Origin of the sequence: Bradyrhizobium sp. USDA 4541, from assembly GCF_024171085.1 — a bacterium.
In the GTDB taxonomy this organism is placed as follows: Bacteria; Pseudomonadota; Alphaproteobacteria; order Rhizobiales; family Xanthobacteraceae; genus Bradyrhizobium; species Bradyrhizobium australafricanum.
Window position 1 is genome coordinate 7,949,381 of record NZ_JALJZF010000001.1, and the last position, 23,527, is coordinate 7,972,907.

General features: G+C 65.7%; 16 protein-coding genes. 7 read left to right on the forward strand and 9 right to left on the reverse strand.

Annotation, left to right across the window (positions count from 1 at the left end):
• Positions 1-35: 35 nt before the first annotated feature.
• From J2R80_RS38145 to J2R80_RS38160, 4 genes are read right to left on the reverse strand one after another with little or no spacing between them, the layout of a single operon-like run.
• Positions 36-1,250 (reverse strand): ABC transporter substrate-binding protein, encoded by a 1,215-nt coding sequence (locus J2R80_RS38145; RefSeq protein ID WP_253640390.1) that lies wholly within the window; start codon positions 1,248-1,250, stop codon positions 36-38.
• A gap of 28 nt (positions 1,251-1,278) precedes the next feature.
• Positions 1,279-1,863, reverse strand: a complete 585-nt coding sequence (locus J2R80_RS38150; RefSeq protein ID WP_016842455.1) for an amino acid synthesis family protein — start codon at positions 1,861-1,863, stop codon at positions 1,279-1,281.
• 16 nt (positions 1,864-1,879) lie between these two features.
• Positions 1,880-2,788 (reverse strand): UPF0280 family protein, encoded by a 909-nt coding sequence (locus tag J2R80_RS38155; protein ID WP_253640391.1) that lies wholly within the window; start codon positions 2,786-2,788, stop codon positions 1,880-1,882.
• Positions 2,785-4,233, reverse strand: a complete 1,449-nt coding sequence (locus tag J2R80_RS38160; protein WP_253640392.1) for a 6-hydroxynicotinate reductase — start codon at positions 4,231-4,233, stop codon at positions 2,785-2,787. Before J2R80_RS38160 ends, J2R80_RS38155 begins: the two co-directional genes overlap by 4 nt.
• A 275-nt stretch (positions 4,234-4,508) precedes the next feature.
• On the opposite strand from J2R80_RS38160, the gene J2R80_RS38165 reads away from it, so the two are divergent.
• From J2R80_RS38165 to J2R80_RS38190, 6 genes are all read left to right on the forward strand, one after another.
• Complete coding sequence (locus J2R80_RS38165) at positions 4,509-4,976, forward strand: (2Fe-2S)-binding protein (protein ID WP_076827089.1); 468 nt, start codon at positions 4,509-4,511, stop codon at positions 4,974-4,976.
• On the forward strand, positions 4,976-8,518 hold the full coding sequence (locus tag J2R80_RS38170) for a molybdopterin cofactor-binding domain-containing protein (protein ID WP_253640393.1): 3,543 nt from the start codon (positions 4,976-4,978) through the stop codon (positions 8,516-8,518). The genes J2R80_RS38165 and J2R80_RS38170 overlap by 1 nt, the downstream gene beginning before the upstream one ends.
• A gap of 61 nt (positions 8,519-8,579) precedes the next feature.
• Positions 8,580-9,884 carry a nicotinate phosphoribosyltransferase gene (gene pncB, locus J2R80_RS38175; RefSeq protein WP_028343682.1) on the forward strand — a complete coding sequence of 435 codons (1,305 nt, stop codon included), beginning with the start codon at positions 8,580-8,582 and terminating at the stop codon, positions 9,882-9,884.
• A 108-nt stretch (positions 9,885-9,992) separates the two neighbouring features.
• Complete coding sequence (locus tag J2R80_RS38180; protein WP_253640394.1) at positions 9,993-11,288, forward strand: O-acetylhomoserine aminocarboxypropyltransferase; 1,296 nt, start codon at positions 9,993-9,995, stop codon at positions 11,286-11,288.
• Positions 11,289-11,293: 5 nt separating this feature from the next.
• The gene (locus J2R80_RS38185) at positions 11,294-12,073 is read left to right on the forward strand and encodes an alpha/beta fold hydrolase (RefSeq protein WP_253640395.1); all 780 of its coding nucleotides are present in this window, start codon (positions 11,294-11,296) and stop codon (positions 12,071-12,073) included.
• Between the two features lie 693 nt (positions 12,074-12,766).
• Entirely contained in the window at positions 12,767-13,246 is a 480-nt protein-coding gene (locus J2R80_RS38190) for a hypothetical protein (protein ID WP_253640396.1), read from the forward strand.
• A 194-nt stretch (positions 13,247-13,440) separates the two neighbouring features.
• On the opposite strand, the gene J2R80_RS38195 is transcribed toward J2R80_RS38190, so the two are convergent.
• The 4 genes from J2R80_RS38195 to J2R80_RS38210 form a co-directional block, all read right to left on the reverse strand.
• Complete coding sequence (locus J2R80_RS38195) at positions 13,441-14,463, reverse strand: S1C family serine protease (RefSeq protein ID WP_253640397.1); 1,023 nt, start codon at positions 14,461-14,463, stop codon at positions 13,441-13,443.
• Between the two features lie 258 nt (positions 14,464-14,721).
• A complete protein-coding gene (locus J2R80_RS38200; RefSeq protein ID WP_057017567.1) occupies positions 14,722-15,171 on the reverse strand; it encodes a hypothetical protein in 450 nt (149 codons plus the stop codon).
• A gap of 8 nt (positions 15,172-15,179) precedes the next feature.
• On the reverse strand, positions 15,180-16,781 hold the full coding sequence (locus J2R80_RS38205; protein ID WP_057017568.1) for a GMC family oxidoreductase: 1,602 nt from the start codon (positions 16,779-16,781) through the stop codon (positions 15,180-15,182).
• A 118-nt stretch (positions 16,782-16,899) separates the two neighbouring features.
• Complete coding sequence (locus J2R80_RS38210; RefSeq protein WP_253640398.1) at positions 16,900-18,123, reverse strand: cytochrome P450; 1,224 nt, start codon at positions 18,121-18,123, stop codon at positions 16,900-16,902.
• Positions 18,124-18,358: 235 nt separating this feature from the next.
• On the opposite strand from J2R80_RS38210, the gene J2R80_RS38215 reads away from it, so the two are divergent.
• Positions 18,359-19,993: an NAD(P)/FAD-dependent oxidoreductase gene (locus tag J2R80_RS38215; protein ID WP_253640399.1), complete on the forward strand. Its 1,635-nt coding sequence runs from the start codon at positions 18,359-18,361 to the stop codon at positions 19,991-19,993.
• Positions 19,994-20,190: 197 nt separating this feature from the next.
• Here J2R80_RS38215 and J2R80_RS38220 read toward each other — a convergent pair whose 3' ends face one another.
• A complete protein-coding gene (locus J2R80_RS38220) occupies positions 20,191-23,493 on the reverse strand; it encodes a carboxyl transferase domain-containing protein (RefSeq protein ID WP_253640400.1) in 3,303 nt (1,100 codons plus the stop codon).
• Positions 23,494-23,527: the final 34 nt, after the last annotated feature.

A 23,527-nucleotide genomic window follows, 5' to 3' on the forward strand; every position in this document is an offset into this window, starting at 1 on the left:
TCCCCGCAAGAGCGGGGCGAGGGAGAAGAAAAAAATCAATCCTTCGGCCGCAGCTTCTCGATCTCGGCATCGCTGGGCAGATAGTCCGCCCCCTTGCGATAGGCGGTGTCGACCATGATGCCCTTGCCGTCCTTCAGCGCGGTCTTGCCGGTGAAGGCGCCCAGCGTCGACTGGTGATCGATCTTGCGGAAGGTGATCTCGCCGAATGGCGACGGCATCGAGATGCCTTCCGCCGCCGCGATCAGCTTCTCCGGATCACTCGAGCCGGCCTTGGCAAGGATCGCCGCCGCCGCCTTGATGGTCTGGTAGCCGACGATCGAGCCGAGCCGCGGATAGTCGTTGTACTTGGCCTGGTAGGCCTTCAGGAACGCGTCATGTTCCGGCGTCTTGATCGCGTACCAGGGATAGCCGGTGACGATCCAGCCTTCCGGCGTCTCGTCCTTCAGCGGATCGAGGTATTCCGGCTCGCCGGTCAGGAAGCTCACCACGGTGCGGCCCTTGAACAGGCCGCGGGTGTTGCCTTCGCGCACGAGCTTGACGAGGTCGGCGCCGAAGGTGACGTTGAGGATCGCTTCCGGGTTCGCCGCGGCAACCGCCTGCACCACCGGACCTGCGTCGATCTTGCCCTGCGGCGGCCACTGCTCGTCGACCCACTGGATATCGGGCCGCTTCGCCGACAACAGCTTCTTGAACACCGCGACCGCCGACTGGCCGTATTCATAGTTCGGCGCGATCGTCGCCCAGCGTTTTGCGGGCAGTTTTGCGGCTTCTTCTACCAGCATCGCGGCCTGCATGTAGTTGGAGGGACGCAGGCGGAACGTGTAGCGGTTGCCCTTCGACCAGGTGATGGCGTCGGTCAGCGGCTCTGCCGCCAGAAAGAACACCTTCTTCTGGTTGGCGAAGTCAGAAACGGCAAGGCCGATATTGGAGAGGAACGTGCCGGTGAGCATCGCGACGTTCTCGCTCGACACCAGCTCGTTCGCCGCGGTCTGGGCATCCGCCGGCTTGCCGCCGTCGTCCTTGGAAATGACCACGAGCTTCTTGCCGCCGATGCCGCCGGCGGCATTGATCTCCTCCACCGCGAGCTGCCAGCCCTTGCGATAGGGCTCGGTGAATGCCGGCAGCAAGGAATAAGAGTTGATCTCGCCGATCTTGATTTCGCTCTGCGCCATGGCCTGCGTTGTCATGGCACTCGTTGCCATGGTCGCGACCGCGATCGCCAATCCCGCCCCTACGAAATAACCACGCATCCCGTCCTCCAGTTTTTCTTCAAAGAGATTATCGCAATCCGTCTTCGCCCTTGATCTCGCCGACCGTCAGCCCGCCGACGCGCGGCAGCGGCCGTCCGCTGTCGGTTACCGCGACCGCGACCATGATCTCGTTGGCCCGCGGCGCGTCGTTGATCTGCACTTCCATGCCGTCGAAATGGCTGCGCACGAAAGCCGCGTCCTTGTGCCCGAGCGGAATATCCAGCGTGGTGCCGGGCCCCGAGCGCTTTTTCGACGAGGGGATCAGCGCCGCGCCTTTCGAAAGCACCTTGCGCACCGGCGCACCCATCTTCGGATGCAGGATCGCCGCCGCATGTTCGAGCTCGCCATTCTCGCCGACGGCGGCGGCCTTGCCGTAGCTGTGCGCCTTGGCGCCGTCGATGCCGAGCGCGGCGACGGCCCGCTTCGAGAGCAGTTCGCCGAGTTCCTCGCCGATCGCGATCAGCGGCGACAGATCCTCGACATAGCGGCCGGCAAAGGGGTTTTCGATCACGGCGATCGCGGCAGCACGCCTTGTCGGCGGTGCGATGGTCTTGCCCATCTCCAGATGGGTCTCCTCGACCACGGTGACGATCTTGCGAATGACGGCGCTCATCTTGCCTCGCTCCCGGTCATGCCCGCAGCATGTGTTCTGTCGTTCTTCTCAGTAACGCGTGCGACGCCGGCGCCCCAATCCCAGTTGCACCGACAAGCCGCGTTTCGCCCAGTAGACGCAATGCCGCGCCTTCGATCAATCCCGACATCAGGAGGTCACGCGCCCGCGCCGCCCCCGCCTCGAGCGCCTGCTCGATCTCGCGTCCCGAGAGCCGCCCGACATCGCGGGTCACCAGCCGCGCGCCAAGGTCGCTGTCGGGCTGCAATTCGCTCGCCGGACAGCGCAGGATCGCGGGGTGATCCGGCAGATCGACCGCATTGGCGATCACGGTCGCCGCAGCATCCGCCTGCGACGCCGTCCGCGCCAGCACGGTGACGGCATCGGCAATGCCCAGCGAAAAGCTGCGGCCGTGGCGGCCGCTGGTCGCGATGCCGCGAACCGGCATATCGGCATCGACCGTCATGGTGCGCATCACGCCGTGACGGTCGGGCCGATCCATCAGACCGACAGTGAATCGTTCGCCGTCGCCGAGATGCAGGGCAATGTCGCCGCCATTGTTGACATAGGCACGGTCGAGCGGCGCGGCCTCAAGCATCGCGCCCAAAATTTCCTCGGCGACCGACCCCGCGACCGCTGCCATCGGCGTGATGAAGCAATCGGCGGCAAACGGCGCGACCGCCGCATGCATGCGCCGCGCGACCACGCCCTTCAGCACGCAAAGACGGGGATCCGCCGCACTGCGCAGCTCGGCCAGCTCCGCGCAGAGTTCGTCAAGCAAACCGGTGAAGCGCGCCGCAGCGGCCTGATAGGCGGTACGAATGTCAGCGTCTCTGCCCTTGGCCTCGACGATCAAATCAATGGGGCCGTCCTGCAAATACAGCCGCTTGCCGTCAGGAAGGAGCGCGATTTGCGGGAGCCTCTTCATGCGCGCCGCCCGGGAAGATACGGCATCGACCGGACCTCGGCGCTATCCCGCAGTGAGGATAGCGGCCGGACGTAATCCATATGGCCGCCGAGCGCCGCGTAGTCCGACAGCTTCATCGTGAACTCGATCGGCGCCACCAGCGCCGGCGTCGGCACGTAGCCGAAGGCGCCGGCCGGCATCTGCGTGACATCGACCATGAAGGTGATGCCGCCGCCGGGCCAGACATAGACCGGCGCGCCGCCGCTGGTCACCCGTGTCAGCGCGTCCTTCACCGAGCGCGTCAGCCGCACCGGATTATCGGTGACGCCGGCGCGCAGCGATCCGCCCGCGCCGCCCATGAACAGCACGGTGCACAGCGCCGGCTCGCAATTCTCCTGGATGCGCTCGACCGAAAATCTGAGGTTCGCCGGCATCTCGGTCTCGACCGGCTTCAGCGCCTCGTCGAGCACGTAATAGGACGCATGCTCGCCGGTGGTCGAGACCATCAGCATGGTGAGCCCGGGCCGCGCCTCCTTCGCATTGAAGGGGCCGAGGATCGACAGCGGATCGGAGATGTTGGTGCCACCCCATCCGGTGCCGGGATCGGCGACCTGGAAATAGCGGCCCGGCGTCGAACGCCGGCCCTTCATCTTGATCCCGGTGTCGGCGATGTCGAGCAGCTTGCCGGCTTGGTGCTCGCTGAGCACGCCGGTGATGTGGTCGTCGACCACCACGACCTCGTCGACCTTGCCGTGCCATTGTTTGGCGAACATGCCGATGGTCGCCGAGCCGCATCCGACCCGCATGCGCTCTTCTGCCACACCATTGACGATCGGCGGCCTGCCGGCCTGCACCACGACGGTGGCGCCGCCGTCGATCGTCAGTTCGACAGCCTTGCAGTTGGAGAGATCCATCAGCGTGTCGCAGGTGACGCGGCCCTCCTTCTTGGAGCCGCCGGTCAGATGATGCACCCCGCCGAGCGAGAGCATCTGCGAGCCATATTCGCTGGTCGTGACATGGCCGACCGCCTCGCCGTCCGCGCGCACGGTCGCGGTTTCCGGGCCGAGATAGCGGTCGGTGTCGATCTTCACCTTGACGCCGCAATACGAGAAAATGCCTTCGGTCACCACGGTGACCATGTCGACGCCGTCGACTTCCGACGACACGATGAAGGGCGCAGGCTTGTAGTCCGGATAGGTGGTTCCGGCGCCGATCGCGGTGACGAACAGTTCGGGCTGGCGGACGATCTTGCCGTCCCAGTCGCCACTCGCCTGGAACGGAACCAGCTTGCCGCCGTGCGACATGGTGCGCTCCAGCACGACGTGCGGATCGACGCGCACCAGCGTGCCGTCATGATTGGCATAGCGGTCGCAGGCGCCAGCCGCGCCCGGCTTGATGTAACACATCACCGGACAGGCATCGCAGCGGATCTTGTCGCCGGCGGCGACGGTCATTGTGTCAGCCATCGTGACCAAGCCTGGACTTGTGGCGGCGGTCGATCATACTGCGCTTCCGCCTCCCATGCATATCGTTCGTATACGAATGATCCTGCGCGCGAGCCCGGGAGCTGTCAAGCGGCCTTTGCAATCAAACCCTGCCCTTCGCTTGCGCACCCTGTTCATAAAGCGGGCACGCACTGCAGCGCGGCATACCGCCGCTTGCACGTTTGTATACAAACGTTATCCTCGTCGGCGATCCGACGCTGGCGTTGCAGCGCAAAACATCAGGGAGAACCGGTGCAATGCGCCTGACCGTGAACGGCAGGAATCATGATGTCGACGCCGCTCCCGACACCGCATTGCTTTACGTGCTGCGCAACGACCTCGAATTGAACGGACCGAAATACGGCTGCGGACTCGGCGAGTGCGGCGCCTGCGCGGTGCTGATCGACGGCGTCGCTGCGCGTGCCTGCGTGATTCCGATCGAGGGCTGCGCCGGCCGCAACATCGTCACGCTCGAAGGTCTCGGCAGCCGCGAGCACCCCGATCCCGTGCAGGATGCCTTCATCCACGAACAAGCCGCGCAGTGCGGCTATTGCCTCAATGGCATGATCATCACCACCAAGGCCTTGCTGACGCGCAATCCCAATCCGTCTGAGCATGAGGTGCTGGAGGCGCTGCGCTACAACCTCTGCCGCTGCGGCGCGCATATCGAGATCATCCGCGCGGCGATGCGTGCGGCCGGCCACGCGCTCGAGGCGCGCGATTGATGGTGGACGCACGGGCTCCTGAGCAACGCCAGCGCGGCTCGCTGTCGGTCGTCCGCCCTGCGGTGCTGGGCGCCGAAGATGAGTTCGAGACCTTCATCACCATCACGGCCGACGGCACGGTCAATGCCTATAACGGCCATGTCGATCTCGGCACCGGCATCCGCACCGCGCTCGGTCAGATCGTTGCCGAAGAGCTCGACGTCTCCTTTGCCCGCGTCGTCGTGATCCTCGGCGACACCGCCGTGGTGCCGAACCAGGGCCCGACGATCGCAAGCGAAACCATCCAGATCACCGCCGTTCCCCTGCGCAAGGCCGCCGCGCAAGCGCGGCATTTTTTGCTTGCGCGCGCCGCCGAGCGATTGGAGCTAGCTGTCGACGAGCTCACGATCGAGGACGGGCTGATCCGCGGCCACGACAACCGCAGCGTCAGCTATGGCGAGCTGATCGCGGACGAGATCATCCGGCTCGATCTTGCCGATGATGTTCCGGTCAAGGCCGTGAGCGCCTATTCGGTCGTCGGCAAGTCCGTGCCGCGCGTCGATCTGCCGGCGAAGGCCACCGGCGAGCTCGTCTACGTTCACGATGTGCGCGTGCCCGGCATGCTGCACGGTCGCGTGGTCCGCCCCCCTTACGCCGGCGTCGATGCCGGCCCGTTCGTCGGCACCAGCCTGATTGCGGTCGATGAAGCTTCGGTGCGCGATATTCCAGGCCTCGTCGCGGTGGTGCGGATCGGCGATTTCGTCGGCGTCGTTGCCGAGCGCGAGGAGAATGCGATCAAGGCCGCCGCGCAGCTCAAGGTGAGCTGGAAGCCGGGACCGGCGCTGACCGATCTTGCCGACGTGGAGAAGGCGCTGCGCGCCAATCCCTCGACGCCGCGCCAGCTGATCGACAAGGGCGACGTCGACGCCGCGCTCAAGGCCGCCGCCAAGCCGATGCAGCGGACTTATCTCTGGCCCTACCAGATGCACGGCTCGATCGGCCCGTCGTGCGCGGTCTCCGATTACAGCGAGGGCGCGATCCGGGTCTGGTCCGGCACCCAGAACCCGCACATCCTGCGCGGCGACCTCGCGCTGCTGATCCAGCGGCCGGAATCCGAGATCGACGTGATCCGGATGGAGGCGGCCGGCTGCTACGGCCGCAACTGCGCCGACGATGTTTCCGCCGATGCGCTATTGCTGTCGCGCGCGGTCGGCCGTCCTGTGCGCGTGCAGCTCACCCGCGAGCAGGAGCATGCCTGGGAGCCGAAGGGCACCGCGCAGCTGATGGACGTCAATGGCGGGCTCAACGCCGACGGCAGCGTCGCCGCTTACGATTTTGCCACGCGCTATCCCTCGAACGGCGCGCCGACATTGGCACTGCTGCTCACAGGGCGGATCGCGCCTGAAGCCGCGGTGTTCGAGATGGGCGACCGCACCGCGATCCCGCCCTACGACTACGAGAACATGCGCGTGATCGCCAACGACATGCCGCCGATCGTGCGCGCGTCATGGTTTCGCGGCGTCTCGGCGCTGCCGAACACCTTTGCGCATGAATCCTACATCGACGAGCTTGCGGCGGAGGCGAAGGTCGATCCGATCGAGTACCGGCTGCGCTATCTGAAGGACCAACGCGCGATCGATCTCGTCAATGCCGTTGCCGAGCGCGCCGGCTGGACGCCGCGCCCGGTGTGGAAAGAACCCGAGGCGGACGGCGATATCGTGCGCGGCCGCGGCTTTGCTTATGCGCTGTACGTGCACAGCAAGTTTCCCGGTTACGGCGCAGCATGGTCGGCGTGGATCGCCGATGTCGCCGTCAACAAGGCGACCGGCGATGTCAGCGTGACCCGCGTCGTCGCCGGCCAGGATTCCGGATTGATGATCAATCCGGAGGGCGTGCGGCACCAGATCGAAGGCAACGTGATCCAGTCGACCAGCCGCGCGCTGATGGAGGAAGTGTCCTTCGAGCGCGGCGCGGTGGCGGCGCGGGAATGGGGCGCCTACCCCATCATCAAGTTTCCTGAGCTGCCGAAGATCGATGTGTTGATGCTGCCGCGGCGGGATCAACCGCCGCTCGGCGTCGGCGAGTCCGCCTCGGTGCCGAGCGCCGCTGCGATCGCCAACGCGATCTATGACGCGACCGGCATCCGCTTCCGCGAATTGCCGTTCACACCGGAACGCATTTTGAAGGGATTGCGCGGCGAGCAACCGGTCGCGCCCGCCCCGCTCCCGCCGCCTGCGCAGACGGCCGACCTCAACAGATGGCAGAATCCCTTTGCAAAGCGCGGCGGCGTGCTCGCCGGCATTGCCGCACTCTGCGCAGCGGCGATCGGCATCGGCGCGGCCGTGCTGCCCTGGCGCGCGATCGCGCCGATCGCCCGGCCCGACGCCTCGGTCTATTCCGCTGCGACGATCGCCCGTGGCAAGGAGCTTGCAGCGCTCGGCGCCTGCGCCGTCTGCCATACGTCGGAGCATGGCGTTCCGAACGCCGGCGGTCGGCCGCTGGAGACGCCGTTCGGCACCATCTTCACCACCAACATCACGCCCGACGTCGACACCGGCATCGGCGCCTGGTCCTATCCCGCCTTCGAGCGCGCGATGCGCGAGGGCATTCATCGCGACGGGCGCCATCTCTATCCGGCGTTTCCATACACGCACTTCGCCAGGACCAGTGACGCCGACCTGCAGGCGCTCTATGCCTATCTGATGGCGCAGGCGCCGGAGCGCGCCGAAACGCCGGCCAACGCGCTCGTCTTTCCGTTCAACCTGCGGCCGCTGCTCGCCGGATGGAATGCGCTGTTCCATCAGGCGCAGGCGTTCCAGCCCGATCCATCGAAGTCAGCGATATGGAATCGCGGCGCCTATCTGATCGAAGGGTTCGGCCATTGCAGCGCCTGCCACTCGCCGCGCAATGCGCTCGGCGCCGAACGGCAGCGCGCCTATCTCGCTGGCGGCTTCGCCGAGGGCTGGGAGGCGCCGGCGCTGACGTCGCTGTCGAAGGCGCCGATCCCCTGGAGCGAGGACGAGCTCTACGCCTATTTGCGCACCGGCGAGTCGCGCCTGCACGGCGTTGCCGCAGGGCCGATGGCGCCGGTCGTGCAGGAGCTCGCCGCGCTGCCCGACCAGGACATCCGCGCGATGGCGGTCTACCTCGCCTCGTTCAACCAGGGCACCAATCGGTCGGCGCACGATGCCATGGCCGCCAAGCTCGAAGCCGGCACCGTCGTCACCACCGCCGCCTCGGCGGGGGCGCGGATCTATCAAGGCGCCTGCGCGGTCTGCCATGAGGTCGGCGGCCCGCCGCTGTTCGGCAGCCGGCCGTCGCTGGCGCTGAACAGCAACCTGCACAGCGACGCGCCCGATAACCTGATCCAGGTGATCCTGCACGGCATCGCCAAGCCGGCCGTGACCGATCTGGGCTACATGCCGGCCTTCAAGGACAGCATGAGCGACGGCCAGGTCGCCGAGCTTGTCACCTTCCTGCGGCGGCAATTCGCCCCTGATAAGCCGGCCTGGGCCGATGTCGCCGCCACCGTCGGCCGTATACGGCAGACCATAGCGCGCTGACCTGCCATGTTCCGCCCGATACCCACTGGGCGGGCGGCGCCCGGCAGGCTAAGGTTCCCGCATGACCGTGACAGATATCGCGACCCGGACCTACAACCACGGCTGGCGGCTCGACCCGATCGTGCGCAGCCTGCTGGACACCGATTTCTACAAGCTGTTGATGCAGCAGATGATCCGGGAATGCTATCCGGACACCCGCACGACCTTTTCGGTGATCAACCGCTCGACCCATATCCGGCTCGCCGAGGTCATCGACGAGGCCGAGCTGCGCGCCCAGCTCGACCACGCCCGCACCATCCGCTTCACCAAGAAGGAGCTGATCTGGCTCGCGGGCAACACGTTCTACGGCAAGACCCAGATGTTCTCGCCCGACTTCATCAACTGGCTGTCGAACTTCCGGCTGCCCGAATACGAGCTGCACAAGGTCGACGGCCAATACGAGCTCCATTTCCACGGGCCGTGGACCCACACCACGATGTGGGAGATCCCGGCGCTCGCGATCCTCAACGAGCTGCGCTCACGCGCGGCGACCAAGACCTACGGCCGCTTCGCGCTCGATGTTCTCTATGCGCGCGCCAAGGCAAAGCTGTGGGCCAAGGTCGAGCGGCTGCGCAAGCTGGACGGCTTGCGGCTGTCCGATTTCGGCACACGCCGCCGCCATGGCTTCCTCTGGCAGCGCTGGTGCGTCGAGGCGGTCAAGGAAGGCCTCGGCCCCTCCTTCACCGGAACGTCGAACGTGCTGCTCGCGATGGACAACGACCTCGAGGCGATCGGCACCAACGCGCATGAGCTGCCGATGGTCGCCGCCGCGCTCGCCAATGACGACGAGGCGCTGCGCTGGGCGCCCTATCGCATCCTCGATCAGTGGCGCCACACCTATGGCGGCAACCTCTTGATCGCGCTGCCCGATGCCTTCGGCACCAAGCCGTTCCTGCGCGACGCGCCCGATTGGGTCGCCGACTGGACCGGCTTTCGTCCCGACAGCGCGCCGCCGATCACGGCCGGCGAAGAGATCATCAAATGGTGGAAGCAGAAGGGCCGCGATCCCAAGGAGAAGCTGCTGGTGTTCTCCGACGCGATGGATGTCGGCTCGATCGAGGAGACGTTCCACCATTTCAAGGGACGCGTGCGCGTCAGCTTCGGCTGGGGCACCAACCTCACCAACGATTTCGTCGGCTGCGCGCCCGATGGCACCGCCGAGCTCGACCCGATCTCGATCGTCTGCAAGGTGACGTCGGTCGACGGACGCCCGGCCGTCAAGCTCTCCGACAATCCGGAGAAGGCGACCGGCATCCCGTCCGAGGTCGAGCGCTATTTGCGTGTGTTCGGCAATGTCGGCCGTGTTCGCACCGCAGTTCACGTCTAACAAAGCGTTTTCAAGCGAAGTGGACACCGGTTCGCGTGAAGAAAACGCGTCAAACAAAAGACTCCTCGCCAACCCACCACTCCCATCGACTGACCTGACGAGCTTCGCATGCCCGCACCCAAGCCGCCTGCCTTCGAAACCCTGAGCCTGCACGCCGGCCAGCGCCCCGATCCCACAACCGGCGCGCGCGCGGTTCCGATCTATCAGACCACGTCCTACGTGTTCCAGGATGCCGATCATGCCGCGGCGCTGTTCAATCTGGAGCGCGCCGGCCACATCTACACCCGCATCTCGAACCCGACGACCGCGGTACTGGAAGAGCGGATCGCCGCGCTCGAATGCGGCGTCGGCGCGATCTGCACCGCCAGCGGCATGGCCGCGATGCATCTTGCGATCGCAACCCTGCTCAATGCCGGCGACCACATCGTCGCCTCCGCCTCGCTCTACGGCGGCACCATCAATCTGCTGGCGCACACGCTGCCGCGGTTCGGCATCACCACGACCTTCGTGAAGCCGCGTGCGCTCGACGAATTCCGTGCCGCGATCAAGCCGAACACCCGGCTCGTGATCGGCGAGACCATCGGCAATCCCGGGCTCGAGGTGCTCGATATCCCGGCGGTCGCGGAGATCGCGCATAATGCGAAGATTCCGCTGCTGATCGACAATACCTTTGCGACGCCCTATCTCAGCCAGCCGATCGAGCTCGGCGCCGACATCGCGATGAACTCGGCGACCAAGTGGATGGGCGGCCACGGCATCGCGATCGGCGGCGTCATCGTCGATGGCGGCCGGTTCGACTGGCGCGCCTCCGGTAAATTCCCGCAGCTCACCGAGCCCTATGCCGGCTATCACGGCATCGTCTTCGACGAGCAGTTCGGCAAGGCCGCCTTCATCATGCGCGCCCGCACCGAGGGCCTGCGCGATTTCGGCGCCTGCCTGTCGCCGACCAACGCGTTCCAGCTCTTGCAGGGCATCGAGACGCTCGGCGTTCGCATGGACCGCCATGTCAGCAACACCCATGCGGTGCTGGACGCCCTCACCGCGAACAAGGCGGTCGACTGGGTGCTGCATCCCTCGCTGGAGACGCATCCGGATTACGCGCTGGCGAAGAAGCTGTTGCCGCGCGGCGCCGGCTCGATCGTCAGCTTCGGCATCAAGGGCGGCCGCACCGCCGGCAAGAAGTTCATCGAGTCCCTGAAGCTGATCAGCCATCTCGCCAATGTCGGCGACGCCAAGACGCTGGTGATCCATCCCGCCAGCACCACGCACCAGCAGATGGATGCCGAGCAGCTCAAGGCCGCCGGCATCGGCGAGGAGCTGGTGCGGCTGTCGGTCGGCATCGAAACCGCGCAGGATATCATCGACGATCTCGGCCAGGCGCTCCGCGCCTCGCAAAGGACTTGAGCGCCATGCAGCTTTCCGTGAACGGATCAGACACCTTCATCGCGACCGGCGGCAAGCCGTTCGATCCGTCGCTGCCGGCGGTGGTGATGATCCACGGCGCCGGCTTCGATTCCTCGACCTGGGCGCTGCACAGCCGCTGGTTCGCCCATCACGGTTTTTCCGTGCTGGCACCCGACCTGCCCGGCCACGGCCGCTCCGCCGGCAAGCCGCTCCCGACCATCGCCGAGATGGCCGACTGGATCGCGGCGCTGATCACGGCCGCCGGCGCGTCGAAGGCCCGATTGATCGGCCATTCGATGGGCTCGCTGATCGCGATCGAGACCTCGGCGCGGCATCCCGACAAGGTCTCCGGCCTCGCGCTGATCGGCACCGCCGCGACCATGACGGTCGGCCCCGATCTGTTGAAGGCCGCCGAGGCCAATGACGTCGCCGCGATTGACATGGTCTCGATCTGGGGCCTCGGCTTCAAGGCCGAGCTCGGCGGCAGCCTCGCGCCGGGCCTGTGGATGCACCAGGGCGCGCAGCGGGTGCTGCAGGAGGCGAAGCCGGGCGTGCTGTACAACGACCTCAACGCCTGCAACGCCTACCAGAACGCGCTCACGGCGGCGGCCGCGGTCAAGGTGCCCGCCACCTTCATCCTCGGCGAGCGCGACATGATGACCCCGGCCAAAGCCGGCAAGACACTCGCCGCCGCGACGCCGAATGCGCGCACCGTGGTGCTCGCGGGCGCCGGCCACATGATGATGGTCGAGACGCCCGACGAACTGCTGGCAGCGCTGCAGTAGCGGCAACGCGGGCTCCGCTTCCCGCCACCATCCAAAATATCGAAAACAACCCCATGCAAAGGAGCCACGCGGCCGCCGACACTCGGACAAGCAACCTTGACACGTCGGGCAACTCAATATAATATTCTATTATTCCGAACATTTGCAAACGCGCCTGCGCAACGTCAACTTGACCGCACTAGACACGTGCGGCGTGCCCTCGCGTGTCGTACGGCCCGCTTCAGCGAGGGCAGTAGAGGTTTCCCGCAGGGCTGCTTGCCACGATTCGGCCTCGCATGCGCAAGCCTTCGGGCCATTTCCACGGTCTCAGGCTTCTTGCTCGGCCATGGAGTTGCGACCTTCCACCTTGAAGCGGGTGCACCGATTGCGGTCCCGAGCGCGATTGAGCTTTGCCAACAGCACAGCCTTCTCAAACTCAGGATATGCCATCAGGAACCTGCTTGATGACCCGAGTGGTTGGCGCGTCAGCCAGGAATGAGGTTGGGCTATCGGGGGCGACGAGGTCGAACCCGCGAGCCTTGAGCATCGCAGACGTCTGCAGCCGAAGCAGTCTTCAGACAGGAAGATACAATATTCTTATGAATTAACAATGGCTTGCGCCAAGATCCAGTATCGCATCTCTGAGAAATAGATACACATTCAGCCGAATGCAAAGCGCGATTTAGTTGTCTAGATTTCGCTTTGCATATCCAGATGGACATTGATGGATTTATCGGTCCGTACGGAGGTTCAGTCCCTGACCTAGAGGCTCGTCGATTTATACGATCCGTCTGCGGTCTAGGTCTTGCGCTGCGGCTCTTTCAAGTAAACTCGAACTATCCGCTCTATCCTCCCAAGTATGGCTACTTCGTCCATCGCAAGAACGACAAAGGAAATTGGCGCGCAGAGCGCAAATTGGAACTGGATGATCGAATAAATTGGGGGCTCGAAAAACTCGAGCTGGGCGACTTGGTCAACACGCCAGACAAGCGCGCTCAATGGTGCCCGCGTATCCTGGACGAAATGTCTCAAGTCATCGCGGCGGGCAAGCGTGCTGAGCCGATAATGCTTGCGTCGCAATGGTATTTCGCGCTCTCAATCGCGACGGACGCATATGCTCGTCCTTCAGCACAACAATTGGCCGGTCGCGCTGAACAGAAAACGCCCGAGGAATTGCTGGCGAAACTGCAATAGCAACACCCGATGCCCTCCTCCCTTCTCGCCTTGTGAGAGAAGCTGGCGCGAAGCGCCGGATGAGGGGTTCTCTCCGCAGAGGAGTTCGCGGAGACACCGCTTCGCTGCGGGATGCACCCTCTCCCACATCCGCCTTCGCCAAGGCTACGGCGGACATGAGGGGAGAGGGTGCATCCCGCACGCGGCGAGAGCAATCACTGCTTCGCCGGCTTCCTCCCGATCGGATGGATCTCGATCGCGCGCAGGCGGCCGAGGCGGAGCACGTCCATCGACAGGGTCCGGTCGATCCGGCTGTGGTCGAGCGCGCGGATCAGATCGTCGACGCCGTTGATCTCGATGCCGTCGAGTCTGATCACGACGTCGCCGGGCAGCAGCGCCGCGCGCGCGGCCGGGCTGCCCGGCTCGATCTGCATCAGGAGCGCGCCCATCTTGTTGTCGACCCCGGCCAGCACCGCGTGCCGCCGCGGCACAGGCGCGGTCTGCCCGGCGACGCCGATATAGGCGCGGCGGACATAGCCGTGGCGGATGATCTCGGACAGCACGAACTGCGCGGTGTTAGAGGCGACCGCAAAGCAGATGCCCTGCGCGCCGTTGATGATTGCGGTGTTGATGCCGATCACCTCGCCCTTCGACGACACCAGCGGTCCGCCGGAATTGCCGGGGTTGAGCGCGGCATCGGTCTGGATCACGTCCTCGATGGTCCGCCCGCTCACCGAGCGGATCGAGCGGCCGAGCGCCGAGACCACGCCGGCGGTGACGGTCGATTCGAAGCCGAGCGGATTGCCGATCGCGACCACCAGCTGGCCGCGCCGCAGCGTCTTGGAGTTGCCGAGCGACGCGTAAGGCAGATCGCGCGCACCATCGGCCCGCAGCAAGGCGAGATCGGTGTCGGGATCGACGCCGAGCACATGAGCGTCGGTGACGAAGCCCTCGGTGTCGCGCAGCCGGATCTCCTTCGACGATCCGACCACGTGGCTGTTGGTCAGCACGAACCCGTCGGGCGAGATCACGATGCCCGAGCCGAGGCCGCCGCGCTCGCGCGCATTGCGCACCTTCGGCCCGGTTTCGACCCGGACCACGGCCGGGCCGACGCGGTCGGTGACGTCGATCACGGCATTCGAATAGGCATCCAGCAAGGCCCGGTCGTTATCCCGGGCAGCATCGGCCGTTCGCGGTGACGGCGTGTCACCGGCGGTATCTGAGGTAATATCCAGCATGGCGAGAGTCCTTTGGTCTCCTCAGATGGTGACCGGCTCCCCGCGCCGCAAGTGGTTACGCCCTGCACCTGCCCGGATGGCTAGGGCTGCGTCTCTGACGCGCGATTGACTCAGTGTCATTCCGGGGCTCGCGAAGCGAGAACCCGGAATCTCGATGCACGACCTCTGGATTCCCCGATGCGCGATTGCGCATCTGAGGTTCGCGACTTCGTCGCGCCCCGGAATGACGGAATGGACTGTCAAGTCACGGACACAACGCTAGGTCGCCCGCCGCAGCGTGCCGCCGCGCGCCCTGACCGGATCGAGCAGCGACCAGTCGCCCTCCGGCAGCACATGGCCTTTCGGGAACGGCGCGCGCAGCTCGAGGCCGAGCGAGCGCAGCACGCGGTCGTCGCGGTAGTAGCATTGCAGCACCACGCGGACGAGCGTCGCCGCGGCAGCACCGCCACGGCTACGAAACTCCCGCGCCACCGCATCGCGCCCGGCATCGTCGAGCTCGGCGAGCGGCTTGCCCGCGAGATCAGCCAGATGATCCAGCGCCTGCGCGACCAGCGCGGTGTCGCGGCCGAGCGTCGCCAGCATGTCGGCCTGGATCGCGGCGTCGTCCGCACCCGGCACCTTGTACTCGTCACTTTCGGGAACGATCATCGCGGCGACGGTGCGCAGATCGGCGCGCTGGGCTGCGGTCAGTTGTTTTGCATCGGACATGGACGGTCTCAGTCGAACAGGTTGGCGAGGCGCTGCTTCATCTGGTCGGCGATGTAGAGCGCAAGGGCCTGGATGGTGGAGGTCGGGTTCACGCCGCCCGAGGTGACGAAGATGCTGCCGTCGACGATGAAGAGGTTCTTCACGTCGTGCGAGCGGCCCCATTCGTTGACCACGGAGCGCGCCGGATCGGTGCCCATCCGCGCGGTGCCGAGCAGATGCCAGCCGCCCCACGGGATCGGATCGTTGATGCAGATGTCGGTGGCGCCGGCGGCCTCGAGAATCTCCCGGCCGCGCGCCAGCCCGTGATCCATCATCTTCCGGCTGTTCGCGCTGATCGTGTAGTCGATCTTCGGCGCCGGGATGCCGTGGCTGTCCTTCAACACGGGATCGAGCGTGACGCGGTTGTGCTCCTCCGGCAGATCCTCGCAGATCGCCGATACCGCGAGACGATGGCCGTTGAGCTTGCGGAACACGCGGTGATGATCCTTGCCCCAGGGCAGGATGCCCTTCTGCTCGCTCGCGACCGCCTCGAACACCGGCCCGGCGCCGCGGCCGAACTGGATGCCGTAGCCGCGGACGAAGCCGCGCGACAGATCGGTGTCGTAGAACTCCTTGCTCCACAGGCAGGTCGGCGGCGCGCGGTTGCTGTCGGTCGGCTCCTTCACGAAGCCGTAGATCTGCGCGTAGGGGTGGAACATCAGGTTCTTGCCGACCAGGCCCGACGAGTTGGCGAGGCCATTCGGGAATTTGCCTGACACCGAATTGAGCAGCAGCCGCGGCGTGCCGACACCGTTGCAGGCGATGATGACGACTTCGGCCGGCTGAAACTGCTCGACGCCGTCCTTGTCGTAATAGACGACGCCGGAGGCCATGCCGTGCTCGTTGGTCAGGATCTCGCGTACCCGGCAATGGGTCTTGAGCTCGACCCCGGCGCGGACCGCGTGCGGCCAGTAGGTGATGTCGGTCGAGGCCTTGGCACCCTGCGCGCAGGCCGGCGTGCAGTGGCCGAGATTGATGCAGCGCGCCCTGCCCTCGTAATCCATCGTCGCCACGGTCGTGTCCGACGGCCACCAGTGCCAGCCGAGCTTGTTCATGGCCTTGCCGATCAGCGGGCCGGATAGCCCGAGCGGCTGCTGCGGCATCGGCGGGTGGCTCAGCGGCGACAGCGGATCGCCCGACAGGCCCGAGACGCCCATCATCCGATCGTTCTCCTCGAAGAACGGGGTGAGCGCGTCGTAGTCGATCGGCCAGTCATCGGCGACGCCGTCGAGCGTCTTCACCTTGAAGTCGGACGGATGCAGCCGCGGCCAGTGCGCGGTGTACATCACCGTCGAGCCGCCGACGGCGTTGAAGTTGACGACCTTGATCGGCGAATTGTCGTCGTTGATCGGATAGTCCTCGGGCCGCTTGCGGACGTTCGGGCTGGACGACCACTCGCCGTAGAACTTCGCCTCCCAGTCGCGCCCGGTGCTCGGATATTCGGCCGGATTCATCCAGCCGCCCTGATCGAGGCAAAGGATATGCATCTTGGTATCGGCGAGGCTCCAGGCCACCGCGGCGCCGGACGCGCCCGCGCCGATGATCAGGACGTCAACGGGATCGTTCTTCATTCTTGTTCCTTGATCTCAGATGACCCGTCATTCCGGGATGGTCCGAAGGACCAGATCCGGAATCTCGAGATTCCGGGTTCGATGCTCTGCATCGCCCCGGAATGACAACGCCACAACTTCAATTGACGATTCTCACCGGCAAGCTTCGTATACCGCGGATGAAATTGGAATAGAGCCTTTGCGGCGGACCCATCAGCTCAAAACGCAGATCGCGCGCCAGAACCTCCTCCCAGAGGATGCGCAGCTGCTGCTCGGCGAGGCGATCGCCGACGCAGCGGTGGACGCCGGCGCCGAAGGCGAGATGCTGGCGCGGCTTGGCGCGGTCGATGATGAATTCATCGGCACGCTCGATCTTGTCCTCGTCGCGGTTGCCGGAGATGTACCACATCACGACCTTGTCGCCCTTCTTGATCCGGCGGCCGGCAAGCTCGACGTCGTTGCGTGCGGTGCGGCGCATGTGCAGCACCGGCGTGTGGTAGCGGATGGTCTCGGACACCAGGTTCGGGATCAGCTCCGGCCTCGCGCGGACCAGCTCGAACTGCTCCGGGTTCTCGTACAGCGCCATCAGCCCGGCCGACATTGAGTTGCGCGTGGTGTCGTTGCCGCCGACGATCAACAGCCCGATCGTGCCGATGAACTCGCGCGGCTCCAGATTCCGCGTCGCCTCCGAATGCGCCAGCATCGAGATCAGATCGAAGGTCGGCGGCGCATCGGCCCGCGCGTCCCACAGCTTGCGGAAATATTCTCCCATCTTGACCAGCTCGGCGGTACGTTCAGCCTCCGAACGCACCACCGCGTCGGGGGATTCGACGTTGGCGATCGCAACATCCGACCACCAGGTCAGCTTGGCGCGGTCTTCAGGGGGGAAATCGAACAGCGTCGCCAGCATCATGTTGGTGAGGTCGACCGAGACCCGCTCGGCCCAGTCGAAGGTCTCGTTGCGCGGCAGCGCATCGAGCACGGCTGAGGTGCGCTTGCGGATCAGGGCGTCGAAATTGGCAAGGTTCGACGGCGCTACGATCGGCGCCACCGTGCGGCGCTGCGCGGTATGGCCGGGCGGGTCCATCCGGATGAAGCTCGGCCGCTCCTGCCCCTTCGGCTGGTCCGTGACCTGGATACCGCCAAGCTCGGAGGCCGACGAATAGTTCTGGTGATCCAGCTCGACCGCGAAGATGTCGTCATAGCGCGTCACCGACCAGTAGGGGCCGTAGGCCGACGCCTCGCAATAATGCACGGGATCGTCACGGCGGAGCTGCGCGAACAGCGGCCGCCAGGTGTCATCCTGGTAAAGCCGGGGATTGCTGACGTCTATGGACGTCGGCCTGCGCAGCGCCTCTCCCATCGCTTCACTCCCGTTAGGTTCCGTCGCCGCTTGGCGGGCGATCGTCGTGTCGGGCCGACGATAGAGGGAATCCCGCGGCCGAGTAAAGCCGCGGGGCGGACAGTCCGCCGCGCGGAATGCGCGCGGGCCGACGCACCCGGCAAATCCCGATAGCTGCTCCGCTCCGCGATGTTTGTCGGCAGCAGGAAGACCGGTTAGCCTTGCGGGCAATCAATCCATCGGGGAGCAACGACAGGTGGCCGAATTGCGCCAGGACAACACCGCCCAGACGGCTGCGCTGGACTACGACGTCATCATCATCGGCGCCGGCCTGTCCGGCATGTACCAGCTCCACCGGCTGCGCGAGCTTGGGCTCAGCGCGCGCGTGTTCGAGGCCGGCACCGGCGTCGGCGGCACCTGGTACTGGAACCGCTATCCCGGCGCACGTTTCGATTCCGAGAGCTATTCGTACGGCTACTCGTTCTCGAAGGAGCTGCTCGAGGAATGGGAGTGGTCGGAGCATTTCGCCGGCCAGCCCGAGACCTTGCGCTACTGCAACTATGTCGCCGACAAGTTCGACCTGCGCCGCGACATCCAGTTCGAGAGCCGCGTCGCGTCCGCGATCTACCAGGACGACACGCGAAGCTGGCAGGTCACACTCGAAAGCGGCGCGCAGCACTCCTGCCGCTTCCTGATCACCGCGATCGGCCCGTTGTCGACGCCGACCCTGCCGCGCATCGAGGGCCGCGACGATTTCAGGGGCCAATCGTTCCACACCGCGCGCTGGCCGAAGGAGAAGGTGGATTTCACCGGCAAGCGCGTCGCCGTGATCGGCACCGGCGCGACCGGCATCCAGACCATCCAGACCATCGCCGGCGAGGTCGGGCATCTCACCGTGTTCCAGCGCACCGCCAACTGGGCGGCGCCGCTGCACAACGGCAAGATCGACGCCGAGACGCAAGCCAGGATCAAGGCCGGCTATCCCGAGATCTTCGCGCGCTGCAAGGAGACCTTCGCCTGCTTCGTGCATACGCCCGATCCGCGCGGCGCGTTCGAGGTGAGCGAGGCGGAGCGCGAGGCGTTCTACGAGAAGCTCTATGGCGAGCGCGGCTTTGGCATCTGGCAAGGCAACTTCAAGGATATCCTGATCGACCGCGCGGCGAATGCGACGATCAGCGATTTCGTCGCGCGCAAGATCCGCGAGCGCGTGAAGAACCAGGCGGTCGCCGAGATGCTGATCCCGAAGAACCACGGCTTCGGCACGCGGCGGCTGCCGCTCGAGACCTTCTATTACGAGGTCTACAACCGCGACAATGTCGAGCTGGTCGATATCAAGGAGACGCCGATCGAGCGGATCACGCCCGAGGGCATCCGGACGACCGACAAGGACTACGCCTTCGACATCATCATCTACGCCACCGGCTTCGATGCCATCACCGGCAGCTTCGACAAGATCGATTTCCGCGGCGCGCACGGTGCGCGGCTGAAGGAGAAATGGACGCACGGCCCGGAAACCTATCTCGGGCTGATGGTCGACGGCTTCCCCAACATGATGATGCTGATGGGCCCGCACACCGCGCTCGGCAACATCCCGCGCAGCATCGAATACAGCGTGGATTGGGTCACCGGGCTGATCCGCTTTGCGCAGGAGAGAGGCCTGACCTTCCTCGACGCCACGCCCGAAGGCACCGCCGACTGGACCGAGCATGTCAAGGCGCTCGGCGTCGGCCTGCTCTCAAACGAGGTCGATTCCTGGATGACCGGCATCAACCGCAACGTCGAGGGCAAGCAAACCCGCATCGTCGCCCGCTACAGCGGCAGCGCCCCGGCATATCGCGCGCGATGCGACGAGGTGGCGGCGAAGGGGTATGCGGAGTTGCGGTTGGGGTAACTCTCTCAATGACGCGAGACGCCCGCCCACCCGCCGCCGTCGTCCCGGCGAAAGCCGGGACCCATAACCACAGGGTTGGGTTGTTGAAGGAGGCTATGGCCCCAGCACCGTGCAAATGACCATCGGTGGTTATGGGTCCCGGCCTTCGCCGGGACGACACCGAGTTTGATGCACGATCTAACTCGCCCTACGCCACCCTACCACGCATCGATGCACGGCCGCTTGCGGTGGGTCCGCGGCTCAGCTTTCGGCACCGAGCGCAGGCCGGCCATGATCCAGTGCCGGGTGTCGGCGGGATCGATCACCTCGTCGATCTCGAGCACCGAGGCGATCGAGACCGCCTTGCCGTTGGCGTAGAGCTCGGCGACCTTGGTCTGGAAATACTTCTCGCGCTCGACCGGGTCCTCGATCGCCTCCATCTCCTTGCGGAAGCCGAGGCGGACATAGCCTTCGAGACCCATGCCGCCGAACTCGCCGGTCGGCCACGCCACCGTGAAGAACGAGGCGTGGAAGCCGCCGCCGATCATCGACTGTGCGCCGAGGCCATAGCCCTTGCGCAGCACGATGCCGAACAGCGGCACCGTGATGCTCGCGCCGGTGACGAACATCCGCGCGACGTGGCGCACGATCGCGGTCTTCTCTGCCTCGGGGCCGACCATGAAGCCCGGCGTGTCGCAGAGCGAGACGATCGGAATGTCGAAGGCGTCGCACAGCTGCATGAAGCGCGCGGCCTTGTCGCCGGCAGGTGCGTCGATCGCCCCGCCGAGATGCTTTGGATTGTTGGCGATCAGGCCGAACGGCTTGCCCTCGATGCGGATGAAGGCGGTGATCATGCCGACGCCGAAATCGCGCCGGATCTCCAGCACCGAGCCTTCGTCGGCGATCAGGTCGATCACGTTGCGGATGTCGTAGACCCGCAGGCGATTTTCCGGGATCGCACGGCGCAGCAGCCGCTGGTCCGGCGCCTTCCAGTCCTGCACCGCGCCCTGGAAGTAGGACAGATATTTCTGTGCCACCGTGGTCGCCTCGGCCTCGTCCTCGACCAGGATGTCGATCACGCCGTTCGGCGACTGGAACGAGACCGGGCCGACCTCGGCCGGATGGTAGACGCCGAGCCCGCCGCCCTCGATCATCGCCGGACCGCCCATGCCGATCGACGCATTTTTGGTGGCGATGATGACATCGCAGACGCCGAGCATCGCGGCATTGCCGGCGAAGCAATAGCCGGAGACCACGCCGACCACGGGCACCAGTCCGGAGAGTTTTGCGAACTGCACGAAGGACGGGCCGTCGAGGCCGGTCATGCCGAGCCGGTCGGTATCGCCGGGACGACCGCCGCCGCCCTCGGCGTAGAACACCAGCGGCATGCGCCACTGCTCGGCGAGGCCGAGCATGCGGTCGATCTTCTTGTGGTTCATATGGCCCTGGGTGCCGGCGAGCACGGTGTAGTCGTACGAGATCACCATGCAGCGCGCGCCGTCGGCGCCGAAATCCTTGGCGTTGACGGTGGCGACGCCTGATATCAGGCCGTCGGCCGGCGTGTTCTTGATGAGATCTTCGACCTTGCGGCGGCGGCGCTGCGCCGCGATCGCGAGCGACCCGTATTCGACGAACGAGCCCTCATCGACCAGTTGCGCGATGTTCTCGCGCGCGGTGCGCTGGTTGGTCTTGCGGCGGCGCTCGACCGAGGCCGGGCGGTTCTCGTCCAGTGTGATCGCCTTACGCGCGATCAGCTCGGCGAGGTCAGGCCGGATGTGATCGAGATCGATCGCGGCCTCTTCCGCCGCGTGATGGCCGTCGACCTCGGCAGGCTCGAGGAACAGGATCGGCTCGCCATGCATCAGGGTGACACCGATGCCGCCCGCGATCCTGGTCACCCGGCCGCCATGTGGTGCGGTGACGAGATGCTCCATCTTCATCGATTCCAGCACCGCGATCTGCTGGCCGGGCCGAACCAGATCGCCCTCCGCGACCTCGATCGCCACGATCGTGCCCTGCAGCGGCGCGGGCACCGGGAGCGATCCCTCGGGGGCGGCTTCGACAGCAACGGCCTTGGTCGCAGCCGCCTCGCTCACCTCGATCAATGGTGCGGCGAGATCCTGCGCCGCGCCGACCAGCGCCGCAACATGGGTGTCGATGAAATTGGTGCTGATCTTGTTCCGGCCAAAGCTCTGGTGCGCCAGGATGGCGCCGAGGAACGGGATGTTGGTGGCGACGCCGCCGATCCGAAATTCGCGCAAGGCGCGCGATGCCTTGTGCACCACGTCGGTCCACTTTGGGCTCGGCGAATGCACGATGACTTTTGCCAGCAGCGAGTCGAACGCGGCAGAGGTCCGGTAACCGGAATAGCCGAACGTATCGACGCGAACGCCGGGGCCGGACGGCAGGTCGAACACACTGAGCGTGCCGCCGGTTGGCTTTGTGATGCCCTTCTCGTCCATCACCTCCATGTTGACGCGAAGCTGCATCGCATAGCCGCGCGGCAGCGGCACGGTGGCCTGCGCCAGCCCAAGCGAAGCGAGCGTGGCGCCGGCGGCGACCGCGAGCTGCGCGCGCACGAGGTCGACGCCGAGCACCTCCTCGGTGACGGTGTGCTCGACCTGCAGTCGCGGATTGGCCTCGATGAAGGCGAAGGCACCCTCACCTTCGCCGGCTTCGTCATCGACCAGGAATTCGAAGGTGCCGAGGTTGTCGTAGCGCGCAGCCGTGGCAAGCTGCTTCGCCGCCTCGATGATGCGCGCGCGCATTCCCTCGCTCAGCGACGGGCTCGGCGCCACCTCGATGAGCTTCTGGTTGCGGCGCTGGATGGTGCATTCGCGCTCCCAGAGATGGCTGATGACGCCGTGACGGTCGCCGATGATCTGCACCTCGATATGGCGCGCCTTGCGGATCAGCCGTTCGACATAAACCGCGTCGTTGCCGAACGCCGCCTTGGCCTCCGACTGGCAGCGCGCATAGGCCTCGTCGAGCCTGGCGGCATCCTCGACCACCCGCATGCCGCGCCCACCGCCGCCGGCGATCGCCTTGATCATCACGGCGGCGCCGGCGCCGAGCGCGGCGAAGAACGCCTTTGCCTCGTCGAGACTGGTCGCGCCTGATGTGCCGGCAATGATCGGGACGCCGCATTTTTTCGCCAGCGCCTTTGCCTTGGCCTTGTCGCCGAACAGATCGAGCGCCTCTGGCGACGGGCCGACGAAGGTGATCTTCTCCTCGGCACAGCGCCGCGCCAATTGGGTGTTCTCGCTGAGGAAGCCGTAGCCTGGATGCAACGCGTCGCAGCCCGCGGCCTTGGCCGCCGCAACCACCGCCTCAATGTCGAGATAGGCCCGCGCGCCGCGGCCGGGAATCTCGCGCGCCTCGTCGGCGGCGCGGACATGCAGAGAGGCGGCATCGTCGGCGGGATAGATCGCGACCGTGGCGAGGCCGCTGTCGGCAGCGGCACGGGCAATCCGGATCGCGATCTCACCGCGGTTGGCAATCAGCAATTTCTTGAAGGACATGATCGGTTCCGTAAGTTTGCTACCTCGCCCCGCC